14 protein-coding genes are annotated in these 15,351 nt (G+C 41.5%); 4 read left to right on the forward strand and 10 right to left on the reverse strand.

Annotation, left to right across the window (positions count from 1 at the left end; genetic code table 11):
• Window positions 1-55 precede the first annotated feature (55 nt).
• Window positions 56-850 (reverse strand): RDD family protein, encoded by a 795-nt coding sequence (locus tag HADU_RS04985; protein WP_008304113.1) that lies wholly within the window; start codon window positions 848-850, stop codon window positions 56-58.
• Window positions 851-1,231: 381 nt separating this feature from the next.
• Window positions 1,232-3,604 (reverse strand): phosphoenolpyruvate synthase, encoded by a 2,373-nt coding sequence (ppsA, locus tag HADU_RS04990; protein ID WP_008304115.1) that lies wholly within the window; start codon window positions 3,602-3,604, stop codon window positions 1,232-1,234.
• A 154-nt stretch (window positions 3,605-3,758) separates the two neighbouring features.
• Between ppsA and HADU_RS04995 the strand changes: the two genes are divergently transcribed.
• A complete protein-coding gene (locus tag HADU_RS04995) occupies window positions 3,759-4,595 on the forward strand; it encodes a pyruvate, water dikinase regulatory protein (RefSeq protein WP_004815709.1) in 837 nt (278 codons plus the stop codon).
• Between the two features lie 262 nt (window positions 4,596-4,857).
• On the opposite strand, the gene HADU_RS05000 is transcribed toward HADU_RS04995, so the two are convergent.
• The 4 genes from HADU_RS05000 to HADU_RS05015 all read right to left on the reverse strand — a co-directional run bounded on the left by HADU_RS05000 (window position 4,858) and on the right by HADU_RS05015 (window position 8,144).
• On the reverse strand, window positions 4,858-5,412 hold the full coding sequence (locus HADU_RS05000) for a hypothetical protein (RefSeq protein ID WP_004815711.1): 555 nt from the start codon (window positions 5,410-5,412) through the stop codon (window positions 4,858-4,860).
• Between the two features lie 419 nt (window positions 5,413-5,831).
• On the reverse strand, window positions 5,832-6,836 hold the full coding sequence (locus HADU_RS05005; RefSeq protein ID WP_008304119.1) for an LLM class flavin-dependent oxidoreductase: 1,005 nt from the start codon (window positions 6,834-6,836) through the stop codon (window positions 5,832-5,834).
• A gap of 169 nt (window positions 6,837-7,005) precedes the next feature.
• Window positions 7,006-7,470 carry a hypothetical protein gene (locus HADU_RS05010; protein ID WP_004815715.1) on the reverse strand — a complete coding sequence of 155 codons (465 nt, stop codon included), beginning with the start codon at window positions 7,468-7,470 and terminating at the stop codon, window positions 7,006-7,008.
• A gap of 245 nt (window positions 7,471-7,715) precedes the next feature.
• Window positions 7,716-8,144 (reverse strand): glycine zipper domain-containing protein, encoded by a 429-nt coding sequence (locus HADU_RS05015; RefSeq protein ID WP_004815717.1) that lies wholly within the window; start codon window positions 8,142-8,144, stop codon window positions 7,716-7,718.
• Window positions 8,145-8,486: 342 nt separating this feature from the next.
• Here HADU_RS05015 and prfA point away from each other — a divergent pair, with 342 nt between their 5' ends.
• Together prfA and prmC are read left to right on the forward strand one after the other, a co-directional pair.
• On the forward strand, window positions 8,487-9,575 hold the full coding sequence (gene prfA, locus HADU_RS05020; protein ID WP_008304123.1) for a peptide chain release factor 1: 1,089 nt from the start codon (window positions 8,487-8,489) through the stop codon (window positions 9,573-9,575).
• Window positions 9,575-10,393, forward strand: coding sequence for a peptide chain release factor N(5)-glutamine methyltransferase (prmC, locus tag HADU_RS05025; protein ID WP_004815721.1), 819 nt, complete (start codon window positions 9,575-9,577; stop codon window positions 10,391-10,393). The genes prfA and prmC overlap by 1 nt, the downstream gene beginning before the upstream one ends.
• A gap of 54 nt (window positions 10,394-10,447) precedes the next feature.
• Here the strand turns inward: prmC and HADU_RS05030 are convergent, their stop codons facing one another.
• The 3 genes from HADU_RS05030 to HADU_RS05040 all read right to left on the reverse strand — a co-directional run bounded on the left by HADU_RS05030 (window position 10,448) and on the right by HADU_RS05040 (window position 12,901).
• Window positions 10,448-11,275 (reverse strand): ABC transporter permease, encoded by an 828-nt coding sequence (locus HADU_RS05030; RefSeq protein ID WP_004815722.1) that lies wholly within the window; start codon window positions 11,273-11,275, stop codon window positions 10,448-10,450.
• Window positions 11,275-12,246 carry an aliphatic sulfonate ABC transporter substrate-binding protein gene (locus HADU_RS05035; protein WP_004815724.1) on the reverse strand — a complete coding sequence of 324 codons (972 nt, stop codon included), beginning with the start codon at window positions 12,244-12,246 and terminating at the stop codon, window positions 11,275-11,277. The genes HADU_RS05030 and HADU_RS05035 overlap by 1 nt, the downstream gene beginning before the upstream one ends.
• Window positions 12,247-12,547: 301 nt before the next feature.
• The gene (locus HADU_RS05040) at window positions 12,548-12,901 is read right to left on the reverse strand and encodes a hypothetical protein (RefSeq protein ID WP_004815725.1); all 354 of its coding nucleotides are present in this window, start codon (window positions 12,899-12,901) and stop codon (window positions 12,548-12,550) included.
• Between the two features lie 312 nt (window positions 12,902-13,213).
• On the opposite strand from HADU_RS05040, the gene HADU_RS05045 reads away from it, so the two are divergent.
• Window positions 13,214-13,984, forward strand: coding sequence for a 3-hydroxyacyl-CoA dehydrogenase (locus tag HADU_RS05045; RefSeq protein ID WP_004815727.1), 771 nt, complete (start codon window positions 13,214-13,216; stop codon window positions 13,982-13,984).
• 182 nt (window positions 13,985-14,166) lie between these two features.
• Here HADU_RS05045 and HADU_RS05050 read toward each other — a convergent pair whose 3' ends face one another.
• Window positions 14,167-14,679, reverse strand: coding sequence for a pyridoxamine 5'-phosphate oxidase family protein (locus HADU_RS05050; protein ID WP_008304128.1), 513 nt, complete (start codon window positions 14,677-14,679; stop codon window positions 14,167-14,169).
• Between the last annotated feature and the right edge of the window lie 672 nt (window positions 14,680-15,351).

Here is a 15,351-nt window from a genome sequence, read left to right on the forward strand (position 1 = left end):
CAAAGTTATGAGCGAAAAAAGGGATTCAGAGCATACCTTTAAAGAGAACTTAATTTTATTGCTTGATCACCTTGGTTTTCGCCAGTTTATCGTGCAAAGTCTGACGGTTTTTGCCCAAACCGAAAATCCAGTCCACAAGCGAGAACAATGGAATAAAATAAATTGTAGGCAAAATGAACACGATACTGCGCAAAGTAAAGGCACGCATGAGTGAGGTTTGAGTACCAGTTTCAGCATCTACAATCTTAATTTTAGTCAGTTTTTTACCAATGCTTTGACCAGATTTTGCAATCAGGTAACCTTGGATAACCAGCATGATCAGCACATATAAACCTGCTGCTGTCCAAGCCTGAGTAGAGAACATATCCAGCATTTGAGACTGCAATTCCAGCACGCGGTTCTGATCTGCACTGCCACCCATAGCCTGCGTCATGATCTGCTCATTTAGCTGGGTAAAACGCAGTTTTTCTTCAGCTGTGAAGAAGGCAGTCAAAATGAAAGTTGCTGGAATCCAGAGCAGCAGGTCGACGAACTTGGCAAAAATACGTGCAGGAATACTCGCCAGTTCAGATGTATTCGCTTTTGGTGCAGGACGTGCATAAGTATTGGTTTGTGCTGCAGGCTGCTCAAATGGTGCTGCTGGCTCGGCAACTGGTGCAGGTAGAATATAACCTTCAGGTTCATAAACGAATTTACCCTGCGTGAGCTCACCCAAAGCTTTCCATTCGGTCATGCCTTGATGCCAGGCCAAATCAGTCAATAATACTTGCTGGCTTGCAAGCATCTGATTTAGCTGTTCAAGCGTATATGGTCCAGCTTGTTGATTATTTCGTGCCAGGTAAATCTGCATAAAGACTGAATCTCAAAATGTACGTTGAAAAGGTTTAGCTTCGATTTTATTGAATTATAGCCATAACACAAACAAAATCTTAAGCTAAACATGCGCATATGTCGGACATTTTTAGGTGAAGTACAACCAAAACAACACAAAAGAAAACGAATTTGATTTAGGAAACTAAAAAAATCCAAATTTTTAGCCATCTACAAAAAATAAAGTATCCAAGATTGATGGTTTAAAAACTGTAATTTTAATGTAATGACGAAGAATTTTCTGCTGATAAATATCAAAGGGATGATTAGTTAAATCTAATATCTTAAATTCATGTAAAATTTATTACTGAAATAAAAAAGACCCTCATTTGAGGGTCTTTTTTATTTACTGAATTTCAGCTTATTTAGCTTCTTGATCAGCAAGGAAGAACCAGGTATCCAATACTGAGTCTGGATTCAAAGATACAGATTCAATACCTTGTTCCATCAGCCATTGTGCAAGATCTGGGTGATCTGAAGGACCTTGACCACAGATACCTACATATTTACCTGCTTTACGGCAAGCCTGGATCGCCATAGAAAGAAGGACTTTTACAGCAGCGTCACGTTCATCGAACAGGTGAGATACGATACCAGAATCACGGTCTAGACCTAGTGTTAACTGAGTCAAGTCGTTAGAACCGATAGAGAAGCCATCGAAGTGTTCAAGGAACTGATCAGCTAACAGCGCGTTAGTTGGCAATTCACACATCATGATAACTTTTAGACCATTTTCACCACGTTTTAGGCCATTTAATGCCAGTAGCTCAATGACACGTTTCGCTTCGTTTACAGTACGTACGAAAGGAATCATAATTTGTACGTTGGTCAAACCCATTTCGTCACGAACTTTTTTCAGTGCACGGCATTCAAGTTCGAAGCAGTCACGGAAGTTGTCAGAAACGTAGCGGCTTGCACCACGGAAGCCCAGCATCGGGTTTTCTTCTTCTGGTTCATACAACTTGCCACCAATCAGGTTCGCATATTCGTTTGACTTGAAGTCAGACATACGTACGATCACTGGCTTGTCAGCGAATGCAGCAGCAAGGGTAGAAATACCTTCAACCAGTTTTTCCACATAGAACTCGATTGGAGATGCATAACCCGCAGTACGCGCCATCACAGCAGCACGCGTTTCACGAGGCAGACTGTCAATGTTCAGCAATGCTTTAGGATGTACACCGATCATGCGGTTAATGATGAACTCAAGACGAGCAAGACCAATACCTTCGTTCGGAATTTGTGCGAAGTCAAATGCACGATCCGGGTTACCTACGTTCATCATGACTTTGAATGGAAGTTCAGGCATAGATTCGATCGAGTTCGTTTGAACTTCAAAATCAAGCGCGCCTTCGTAGATGAAACCAGTATCACCTTCAGCACAAGATACAGTCACTTCCTGACCGTCTACCAGTACTTCAGTTGCATTACCACAACCAACGATTGCTGGAACACCCAGTTCACGTGCAATGATTGCAGCGTGACAAGTACGACCACCACGGTTGGTCACAATTGCAGCAGCACGTTTCATCACCGGTTCCCAGTCCGGGTCAGTCATGTCAGATACAAGTACGTCACCGTCTTGTACTTTGTCCATTTCTTTAATAGAGCTAACAATACGAACTTTACCAGAACCGATACGTTGACCGATTGAACGGCCTTCACATACTACCGTACCTTTCTGTTTCAACAGGTAACGTTCCATCGTACCAACGTTTTCACGGCTTTTTACAGTTTCAGGACGCGCCTGAACGATGTACAGTTTGCCGTCATCACCGTCTTTTGCCCACTCGATGTCCATTGGCGCACCGTAGTGTTTTTCAATGATCAGTGCTTGTTTAGCTAGTTCTTGAAGTTCCTGGTCATTTAAAGCGAACTGTTGACGTTCAGCTTTTTCAACATCTACCACAACTACTGATTTACCAGCAGCGCCTTCTTCACCATAAATCATTTTCTGGTGTTTAGAACCAAGATTGCGACGCAGGATCGCGTGCTTACCAGCATTTAGAAGTGGTTTAGAGATATAGAATTCGTCTGGGTTAACTGCGCCCTGTACAACCATTTCACCCAGACCGTAAGAAGCGGTGATGAATACTGCATCACGGAAGCCTGATTCAGTATCCAGTGTGAACATTACACCAGCTGCGCCAGTTTCAGAGCGAACCATACGTTGTACGCCAGCAGAAAGGGCAACCACGTCATGGGCAAAGTTTTGGTGTACACGGTAAGAGATTGCGCGGTCATTGTATAAAGATGCGAAAACTTCTTTGATCGCAATCAATACATTGTCGATGCCACGGATGTTCAAGAAAGTTTCTTGCTGACCAGCAAAAGACGCGTCTGGTAAGTCTTCTGCAGTTGCAGATGAACGAACAGCAACCGCGATGTCAGGGTTGCCGTTAGAAAGTGCGTCAAATGCTGCACGAACTTCTTGTTCTAATGCTGCAGTAAGCGGAGTCTCTACAATCCATTGGCGAATTTTAGCGCCAGTTTCAGCAAGAGCGTTTACGTCATCAACGTTTAGGCTGGCAAGCTCTGCATTGATTTTAGCGTTTAGGCCGCTTTGCTCGAGAAATTCACGATATGCACCAGCAGTTGTTGCAAAACCACCTGGTACAGATACGCCAGCGTTTGCTAGGTGGCTGATCATTTCGCCCAAAGATGAGTTTTTCCCACCAACAAGCTCAACATCGTGTTTCCCTAATTTTTCCAGACCAATTACGCGCGCTTCCAAAGTTGTTACTCCACTTTTGCAGTATTAATCATTATCTTGGCATGAGAGTATAGCAAATCACCTAGGTGGATGATTTTACTAAGCGACAGTCATGTAAGATCGGTTTACTATAAAGATTATATAGTACGAAGACAAATGTTTGAGGAGAATTTTAATGTCGGAAGGTAAACAGATAAAGCGTAGTGTTTTCTTCATTTCTGATGGTACTGCGATCACCGCAGAGACGCTGGGACACTCACTTTTGGCACAGTTCCCTCATGTCGATTTTGATATACATATCATTCCCTATATAAGCTCTGAAGAAGCTGCGACCAATGTCGTAGCCGAGATCAATGCACGTGCCCACGAGGAAGGACAGAAACCACTGGTTTTTGATACTTTGGTGGACCCATATGTGCGTGATATTATTAATACGGCTAATGCAGTAAATCTTGATGTATTTGAAGGGCTTATTAGTAAACTATCCGAAGAGCTAGGTACAGATCCAACGACGCTGGTAGGACAAACTCATGCGGTAACCGACTCTGCTTCCTATAAAGCGCGTATTGATGCTGTACATTTTGCTCTGGATAATGATGATGGCGCGCGTACTCGTCATTATGACAAGGCCGATCTGATCCTGATTGGGGTATCACGTTCTGGTAAAACACCGACTTCGATTTATCTTTCTCTACAGTTTGGAATTCGTGTTGCAAACTACCCACTGACTGAAGAAGATCTGGATGATAACCGTCTGCCAGCTGTGCTGCGCCCGCATAAAAACAAGCTTTTCGGCCTTATGATTGATGCTGATCGCCTTGTGGCAATCCGTACTGAACGTAAGGCAAATAGCCGTTATGCCAGCTTTAGTCAGTGCCAGATGGAACTGCGTGCGATTGAAGGAATTTACATTTCAGAGGGTATTAAATATCTGAATGTGTCCGAGATGTCGATTGAAGAAATCTCGACACGTGTACTGCAAATGACTGGTTTAAAACGTCGTATTGGATAAGGTCCTAGTTCATGGAGTCAAAGCTGGTTTTTGACTCCATTGGTTATCAAAATTTATATATTAAAATAATTAATGATAGGAATTAACGATGATAAGATAGTTGATATCAATCAGTACTATTTCGCTACGAAATACCTCATAGAAAAAATATAGACGTATTTTGATGCTAAAATTGTATAAAAATTGATCAATAAAATTTAGGGCTTTATTCTTTTTTAGTATTTTTTATGGAATATATATACAAAAAAAAATAAATAGATTTTTATTTAAAGGTTTGAATAATGACATCAACCGGATAATTTTCACCATGTATGCAATGAATTGCATGATCAGAAATTTTCAAAATTGGCCAAGTAATAAGCTGGCAGTTTTCACGTTGCAGGGCGATATAGAAGCTATCTGACTTAAAGTAATGACGATTAGAGGCTGCCAGATTAGGCATGAGCTGGCGTCTTAACCAGGGATTTTTGACCTGCTGTTCTAAAAAGCGTAAAGACAATAACCCTTTAATCCGGTTACTAATGAGATTTTTATTTTTGCTGATTAGCGGATGATTCAATACGCGTTGAAGCGTGCGGCTGGTACTCGGCATCACAAATTGCGGTTCAATCTGAAAGACTTTAACAGATGCCGCTTGCTGGCAAATGCGGTCAAGATGACTCACACTAAACTGGTCAAGCCCAATTACTGCCACATTTAAATCCTGAAAATCCATATCTTTAAGGGCGGCAGAATCGACTTTAGTCCCATTAAAGCTTTTAAAGTGCTCAGGGTTGTTTTGAAAAATACCGGCACCTGTATCCTGCTTAACGCCCATATTGATATCCTGTAATTATTTAATTTTTATTCTGTTGTGATAGATATAGACAATATCGGCAGGGGCGTAAAGTCACTTTCATGGAATCTCGAGTCATCAATAATTCGACATTTTAAAATCCACTTCAGTTATGGATTTTCGGAATTATATTGATGTAATTTTTCTTGAGCTTTTTAAAGGTTGTGTTCATACAGTTTAATACCGTAAGTAATAGCGCCAATAATTAAAGTGTCCAACCTGCTGCAACAAAGGTTGCAGTCGGTTTGTTAATATAATGATTGATGTTTTTATCCTGAACGTATAATTGTTAGTTTTTTTATTTGAATGCAGATTGCATTTAATAAAGCAATGGATTACCTCCTAAAAAGAAACCGCTGACTGGCAGCGGTTTATTGAAAGATATTTATAAAAGGGAAATTTTATAAGTCCTGCTTAACCTGCATTAACAAATCGAAGTTATATAGACGTTTGTCAGTGTCATAGATGTCACAAGTAAAAATAAACTCATCTACATCATATTTAGCTAAAAGTGCTTCCAGTCCTGCCTTGACTGTTTCCTTGGAACCGACCTGTGCCATGGCAAAGAAATTATCAACGGACATTTTTTCGGGTGGTGACCAGAGTCCTTCCATTGAATCAATAGGTGCTTTCAGTTTCAGGCTTTGACCACGAATCAGGGAAAGTACACGTTGATAGGCGCTGGTTGCCAGATATTGAGCTTCTTCATCCGTATCTGCGACACAGGTCGGTACGCCCATAGAAACATAAGGACGATCCAGGTATTCAGACGGTTCAAAGTTTTCACGATATAATTGAATAGCCTGGCCCAGCATACGTGGGGCAAAATGCGAAGCAAAGGAATACGGCAGGCCAAGTTTCGCTGCCAACTGAGCACTAAACAGGCTAGAACCAAGCAGCCAAACCGGAACATGAGTACTTTGACCCGGAGTAGCTACAATGCGTTGGCCCGGAATCGGATCTTTAAGGTACTGCAAAATTTCTAGTACATCTTGAGGGAACTGATCTTCAGTTTCCTGACGACCGCGACGCAAAGCACGCATGGTCATCTGATCGGTGCCGGGTGCACGTCCCAGACCAAGTTCAACGCGCTCAGGATATAAAGTCGCTAAAGTACCAAACTGCTCAGCTACGACTAAAGGTGCATGATTCGGCAACATGATGCCACCTGAGCCTAAAGTTAAGGTTTTAGTATTTGCCAGTAAATAGCCAAGCAAGACAGCGGTTGCTGAACTGGCAATACCATCCATATTATGATGCTCAGCTAACCACATGCGGCGGTAACCCAGCTTTTCTGCAGTTTGTGCCAGTTCCAGAGCATGTTGCAGGGAGAATTGAATGGTTTTATCGTCACGAACAGGAACCAGTTCAAGAATGGAGAACTGAGTATCGTTAAGCGTACGCATAATATTACTCTTTATTTGACATGACTAAGAGCATACGATGTTCAACCGGATTTGTATATCGAAAAAAAACGATATAAGTGTAAACGAAATGTATAGGCAAAAAAATAAGCATCCGAAGATGCTTAAAAGAGGGAAGGTTGTAAAAGAGATTAAGCTTTGTATTGAACGCTTAACGACGGCCACGGTTGTTATAGCGATAGTCGTTATAACGGTAATTACGTGAGGAATTATAACGGCGGTCATAGCGGTCATCATAACGACGGTCTTCACTTACTTTCTTGCCAAGAGCAGAACCACCCGCAGAACCCAATGCTGCACCAATCAGGCCACCATTGTTACCACCCATATTTTTACCTACGGCATAACCTGCACCGCCACCCAGTGCGCCACCGATAATGGCACCGTTGCGGTCACGTTTATTCGCTGAAATGGCTGCACCTGCACCACCACCGATTGCAGAACCGATTGTTGCACCAGTTGTGCCACCAACTCTATTACCTACTGCAGCACCAACTACGCCACCAAGTGCAGAAGCAAGAGCAGTATTCGTTGTATTACCCGCATTCGCTGCTGTCATACCCATGCCCATAGCTGAGGTAGCAACAACCGCGATCATTAGAGATTTGTAGTTCATGAGTACACCTTTTATATATATGGCTGTATTTGTCTATGAGTTAAATTTAATCTAGCAAGAGCGAAATAGCATGGAGAGTCTGTAGACGAAATGTGTTTTTTCTCTCCTTAATTTATTCATAATTACTAAACAATATTTTTCAAGTATTACAATTAGTTAGACTCATTTAGAAGCAATTAAAAAAGCACCCGAAGGTGCTTTTTACGTCAAATGTAAGATGCGATTGAGAGACTATAAGTACTGAATTAACGGTAACGTTTTTTCCAATGTTTCGCACGTTTTTCAGCTCGACGGTCTGCTGTTTTGTCTTTGGCAATTTTATTGCCTAAAGCTGCACCACCTGCTGCCCCTAACGCAGAACCGATGTAACCACCGTTAGAGCCACCCATGCTTTTACCTACGCTATAACCTGCACCGCCACCTAAAGCGCCACCAATGGCAGACTCAGTACGGTTCTTCTTGTTACTTGCTACAGCTGCACCACCAGCACCGCCAAGTGCTGCACCAATTGTTGCACCTGTGTTGCCCCCCATGTTTTTACCCAAAGCTGTACCAGCCACACTACCTAATGCACTTGCAGCAGCAACACGAGCAGTGCTGTCGGCATGAGCATTAACGGTCATCATTGACCCTGCGGCTAAAGCGGTACTTAATAAAACTGCGCTCAGTTTCATGCTGGAACTCCATATCCGTGATCGGATTATATTGTGTTTCGATGGCGGAAAATGTAACAAAAAATCGTCATTACATTGTGAAGAAAGATCTCCATATTTAGATGCTTTATTTGCGAGTTTGTAAAATAAGTAAAGAATGCGGATTAAATTGATTAAAAAAGAGGCATTAGCCTTAATTTGGATCTTAAGAGAGATGCTTATCTGGATGCTTTAGCCGCAGAAAGCTTGTACTGAATAAAGATGTTCTTTATGCCTGAGAATCGTTAAACTAGGCGCAATTTTTGATTTCGCTGTGCTAAGACCTTTATTTAGCTATAGCCTTTGTTTGAGATACTTTAAAAAATGAAAGAATCGTTACGTTTACGATTAGACCAGCTCTCCGACCGTCACGAAGAACTCACTGCCTTATTGGCAGATGCGGAAGTCATTTCAGATAATAAACGCTTTCGCCAGCTTTCCCGCGAGCACAATGATCTGACCGAAATTACTGAAGTATGGACCAAGTATAAACAGGCTGAAGAAGATATTGAGACTGCTCAAGCCATGCTGAGCGATCCTGACTTTAAAGAAATGGCACAGGAAGAAATTAAAGAGAATAAAGCTTTAATTGAATCGCTTGAAGCTGACCTGAACATCCTGATGATTCCAAAAGATCCGAATGATGCCAACTCTGCTTATTTGGAAATCCGTGCCGGAACCGGTGGTGATGAAGCTGCGATCTTCTCGGGTGATTTGTTCCGTATGTATAGCAAATATGCGGAATCTCAAGGCTGGCGTATCGAAATTCTGTCTGAAAATGAAGGTGAACACGGCGGTTATAAAGAAGTGATCTGCCTGGTCAATGGTGAAGGCGTCTATGGTCGCCTGAAATTTGAAAGTGGTGCACACCGTGTACAACGTGTGCCTGCAACAGAATCGCAAGGTCGTGTACATACCTCAGCATGTACTGTGGCAATTCTTCCAGAAGTGGATGTAGATACATCAGTCGACATTAACCCGGCTGATCTGCGTATTGATACTTACCGTGCATCAGGTGCCGGTGGTCAGCACATTAACAAAACCGACTCTGCGGTACGTATTACCCACATTCCAACGGGGACTGTGGTGGAATGTCAGGATGAGCGTTCACAGCATAAGAACAAGGCTAAAGCGATGGCGCTTCTGGTGTCACGTCTGGAAAATGCCAAACGTGCAGCTGCAGATGCGGCAACTTCTGAAATGCGTCGTGACCTGGTGGGTTCGGGTGACCGTTCAGAACGTATCCGGACTTATAACTATCCACAGGGTCGTATGACTGATCATCGTATTAACCTGACTTTATATAAGCTGGATGCGGTGATGGAAGGTGATTTGACTGAATTGCTCGATAGTCTGCACCGTGAATATCAAGCGGATCAGCTTGCCATGCTCGCACAGCAGAATGGTGGATAATGAATATTTTACAAGCGCTGGCTTTGCGTGGTGAACCAGAGAGCTATGAACGTCAGGAAAATGCCTGGTTGCTGGAACACATTACCAAGATTGATTCTTTTGATCTGGTGATGAAAAAGAATCAGGAACTGACGCTTGAACAGGAACAGGCTTATGTTGATGCTCTGGCGCGTATTGCTGCGGGTGAGCCTTTGGCTTATGTCACTGGTTCACAACCGTTCTGGACACTGGATCTGAAAGTCACCAAAGACACATTGGTGCCACGTCCCGATACAGAAGTATTGGTTGAAACTGTACTTAAGCTGGACTTGCCTGAAGATGCTCGTGTGGTAGATCTGGGGACAGGTACTGGTGCGATTGCCTTATCCTTGGCTTCGGAACGTCCAGCGTGGTCAGTTACTGCAACTGATATTTATGAACCGACTCTAGAGGTGGCCAAGTTCAATGCTGAACAGCATGACTTGTCGCAGGTACAGTTCGTATTGGGTTCATGGTTCAAGCCATTGGGTCGTCAGTTCTTTGATGTGATTGTTTCCAATCCACCGTATATTGATGCAGCCGATGAACATATGCAGGATCTGGCGACTGAACCAAAACGTGCTTTAGTAGCAGACAATAAAGGTTTGGCTGATTTAGAACAGATCATCGCTCAAGGCAAAAAAAACCTGACTGTAAATGGTTGGGTAGTACTTGAGCATGGTTATGATCAGGGGGATGCAGTGCGTCATCTATTTACCCAGGCTGGTTATAAACAGGTGCGTACTGTTAAAGATTATGGTGGTAATGACCGAGTGACCTTAGCTCAGTGGCCTCATTGATTTTCCAAATCTTGTTTTTAATAAAAAAGCGACCCTTAAGGTCGCTTTTTAGTTTCAGGATTTTTTGATGACATCGCGCCAGCGCAGCAGACGATGTTCAAACAACTTCATAATACTGTCAGTAATCTTACCCAACACTGCCAGTAGAATAATGGCAATAATTACAATATCCGGTCGAGAGGTCTCCCGGCCATCACTGAGTAAATAGCCAATCCCTTGAGTCGCTGCAATCAGTTCTGCTGCAATCATAAACATCCAGGACAAGCTTAAGCTGTTTCTTAAACCTGTGAGAATTCCCGGTGATGCCGCAGGTAACACAATCTGATGAATCTGTTGCCAATATTTCAGCCGGTAGACTCTGGCCACTTCAATCAGCTTGCGATCCACACCCTGAATGGCGGCAACGGTATTGGTATAAGTAGGGAAGAAGGCACCAATTGCAATCAAGGTAATCTTGGAGCCTTCATCAATACCTAACCATAGTAACAAAAGTGGAATCCAGGCCAAACTCGGAATAGATTTGATTGCAGAAAATGTTGGTTCCAGGAAGTCTTCGGCATGACGATTTAACCCGACTAAGATCGCAAAAACTAAGCCCAAGCCAATCCCAATGCCAAAGCCTAAAAAGACACGCCAGCTACTTGCCCAGAGATGCTGCCATAGATCACCTTCAGCCAGTTCGGTCAGAGACTGCCATAAACTGCTGGGTGCAGGCAGTAAATAAGGCTCAATTACACCATTGCGAACCAGAATTTCACATGACAAGATCAGGATCACCGGAATGGTGATCCCTTTCAACAGACGAATACCACGGGGAAGGGCAACAGATTTAGGTTGATCTTCCTTCACAAGTTGTTCGGAGATAGTGTTTGGTGCAGACATTACTTCTTAACAACCTTTTGCGCATATTTGCTATCAAAGAGCTGAGTTACGACCTGATTGACATTGGTGCCTTTACGTACCAAATCTTCTTCAGTCAGAATAGAACCTGCTTTTTGTAATGCAGCAATATGTTTTGCTGTTGGAATGTTTTGATCCAGATTGGTACGGCTCAGCTGTAATTTCGCCACTTCAATTGGTAGTTTGGCTTCACGGGCTAACAGTTCGGCCAGCTTATCCGGATTGGCTTTGGCCCATTTACGCGCCTGTTCATAGACTTTAATGACTGCATCAACGGCTTCAGGACTTTGCTTGGCGAAGTTTTCTTTAATACTGAGTACACTATATGAGTTAAAGCCGACATTGCGATACAGCAATTTCGCACCCGACTGCACCTGCGCAGAAGCCATCAACGGATCAAGACCCGCCCAAGCATCGACCTGTTTACGCTCTAAAGCTATTTTTCCATCTGGGTGTTGCAGGTGTACTAGCTCAACATCACGTTTACCCAAGCCGACGGTATCTAAAGCCTGTAGCGTAAACAGAAATGGATCGGTGGCTTTGGTGGCAGCAATTTTCTTGCCTTTTAAATCCTTGAGAGATTTGATATTGGAATCTTTGTTAACGACCAACGCAGTCCATTCAGGCTGGCTTTGAACATAAACCGTTTTGATTGGGCTACCATTGGCACGGCTAAGTACTGCCGCCAAACCTGCGGTTGAAGCAAAATCTGTACTACCACTGTTCAGATATTCAAGCGAGCGATTACTGCCTTGGCTAAATACCCATTTAATTTTGGTTTTAGGCAATGCTTTTTCCAGTAGTTTTTGCTCCTTAACCACCAAGCTGGTAGGTGCATAATAAGCGTAATCCAGTTTTAATTCGCTTGGAATTGCTGCTGCTGTCAACCCGCTCACTAGAGAGATAGAAATAGTAATTAAGCCTAATTTTGTTGTTGCTAAAGTTTTTTTCATGAGGAGCTCTAATTTATTTAGGAAATTTTCGACATAAATAGCGGTAAATGAATAAACAGACAAAAAAGAAAAACAGATAATCAAATCAACAAATAAAATATAAAGGTGTAAATTTTAATAAGTTATTGTTTATAATTAATTTAATTGTAATGAAGGTGACTTTTTTAGACTTAGCTGAAATTTCTACAAGATTATGGCTGGATTTGATAAGCAAATATTTTTAAATCTCATTGCATTGATTCTGCACAGGATAAACCTCTATAAAAAAGCGACACTTAAGGTCGCTTTTTTATTTATATTTTTACATTGGATAATCTTGTAGACAGTCAGAAACTTCGACCTGATCTAGTGTATTGGTTTCCATTGCCAGACATAGGGTTACCACTTTTAATGTATCTGCAATGAACTGTTCATCTTTCAATGCAATCCCTTGCTTCAGGCTTTCAATACGTTCAGCAGAGATTTCAAGTGCCGCCGCCGCGTCAAGAACATCGATACGATTGAGGAAAGTCACCACTGCATCTTTCAAAGCTGAATCAGATGCGTTCAAAATCCCTTGATTGAGCTGTTCAGAAAGAAGGTCCGCAGAATGAAATAAAGCATTAGAGAAGTTTTGAACCAGGTTTTGGCCAAGAACATCAGTCATGTTTAACATAAGAGTACCTTAAGTAGGGAGAGGAATGAGCAACTAAATAGATGCATCAAATTGTGTGAAAAATAATCTAAATTAACGATAAATACAAAGATATTGGGATGACCGTAGAGTCTCATTTTATTTGGTGATAAAGCTTGAAAACCAGATGTTCTGTAAAATTAAAAACTTAAATATAAAAAGCTGATATTAATCGTTTTTAAGTCTAATAAAATATTTTTAATTGATAATTAAACTGCTGTGGTCATAGTTTGATTTGCTTCCTATTTGGGCAAAGATTAGTCTAGTAAAAATTCAAAATGACATGGATGAGCTATGGATATTCAAAATAAAGTCTTTGTAGTGACGGGCGGAGCTTCAGGACTCGGTGCCGAAACATCACGCTATCTGGTGGAGAAGGGCGCTCAAGTCGTACTGGTCGATATGAATCTTGAACTTGGGCAGAGTCTCGCACAAGAACTTGGGGAACAGGCGCAATTCCAGCAATTAGATGTGACTGATGAAACAGCTGTCAGTGAATTTTTTAAGGCATTAGAACAGACGCATGGGCAACTCAATGGATTGGTAAACTGCGCCGGTATTGCGCCGTCTGCTAAAGTACTTGGTCGTGATGGATTGCATGACTTGGCAATGTTCCAGCGTGTGCTGAATATCAATGTCACGGGCACCTTTAATATGCTGCGCTATGCTGCTGAGCTAATTTCGAAATATGAATTAAAACAGGGCGAAGAGGAACGTGGTGTGATCATCAATACCGCCTCTGTAGCTGCATTCGATGGACAGATTGGACAGGCTGCTTATTCCGCATCTAAAGGGGCAGTAGTTGCCATGACTTTACCACTGGCACGTGAACTCGCTAAAAATGCGATTCGTGTCATGACGATTGCTCCGGGAATTATGGAAACGCCGATGCTAAAAGGTTTGCCGCAGAATGTACAGGATTCTCTTGGGCAGATGGTACCATTTCCTCCACGTTTAGCTAAGCCATCTGAGTATGCAAAATTAGTCGGGCATATTCTTGAAAATACCTATCTGAATGGTGAAGTCATTCGTTTAGATGGAGCAATCCGGATGGCAGCAAAATAGCCTAAGCTATATTGATTCCTTAAGTTACCGGTTAATGCTGATCCTAAAATAAGTGTAATGGATTAAAAAGAATTCAACTTTTTTCGAAATGAGCTTCTACTAAACTAAAAATATACTTTCAACATGCAAAAATTTAGCCTCTTAGATAAGAGGCTAAATGATAAATAAATTCGCTTTAATTTTTATAATTGTACTTTTGCATGATCAGTATCTGGCTCTTCAGGCTTGCCAGTAATATTGCCTTTTAAGACTTTTAGTAGATGAGTAACTTTATTGTCCTTCACATTCCAGTACTCTGCGCTGACTGCTTTGGCAATAAGCACACGTACACTCGGATCATCCTTGCCTTCAAACCAGTTTTCTGCCCAAGGGTTCCATAATTCTTCAATCAGGATACGGTCGGTACTGATTTCGCCATGAGCACTGATAGAGACATAGATATCATCTGATGGTTTGGCAAAGGACAAACCAAGATGCTGACGACCTGCATTAATTGCTTGGACAATATCATTAGTGTCTTTCATGATGAAATACAGATTCTGACTTTCATGCATTTTTTCTGAATTAAGCATGGTCATTGGCTGGGAGTGAATTTCTTGAGTTTCAGCCTGATGGCTGATCATAGTGAAACGCACATCTTTAATGAGTTCCCATAATTTTTCACGGTCATTGTGTTCTGAATATTGTTGTGTCATATGCTGCTCCATATTCTTGTTAAAGGTTAAATTTGGATAACGTTAAGCAGCTTAATCATATTTATAGCAGGATGCTGTAACTCTCACTGAACTCGTACATTTACATACTTAAATTGAGAAGAGCACTACACGAATTACCATTAAACAGGTTTTAGTTACAGCACAGTAAAAATTATCCGATAAATTTTTTAGATAGAAGCTAATAGGAGATTCGGAGTAAGCAAGGCCTAAAAATAATGATAAATTCTGCAACCTCATTGTAATTTAAATTAATGAGTCAATTTTGATATTGCATTGTAATTACAAATTGTAGACGTTTTTAAGTGTTTCAAAATAAATACCTGATTTTATATTTTTCAAAAAGAGACTTTTAGTTAGTTTAAGTACTCATTCTTTAAGGTAGGAAGCAAAAAGCTTACGATTAAATTGTCTTTAATTTTCTAATTTAAAAGAGCTGTTATGGATCACTGGTCTATGCTTTGTATCCGTATGAATAGCGACCCTTAAATTTTATAATTTTTTATGGAACCATATATTGCCTCCAAAATTATTAAAGATGGAAGGTACAGCAATAAAAAGTACAAATAAAGCCAAAGTAAAATACAGTGTATGAACAAGGCTCTTTAAAAAGCCATAATACAATTTATCTTGAACGGTAAGATTTAGTACAGT

Origin of the sequence: Acinetobacter sp. HA, from assembly GCF_000264725.1 — a bacterium.
Classification (GTDB): domain Bacteria; phylum Pseudomonadota; class Gammaproteobacteria; order Pseudomonadales; family Moraxellaceae; genus Acinetobacter; species Acinetobacter schindleri.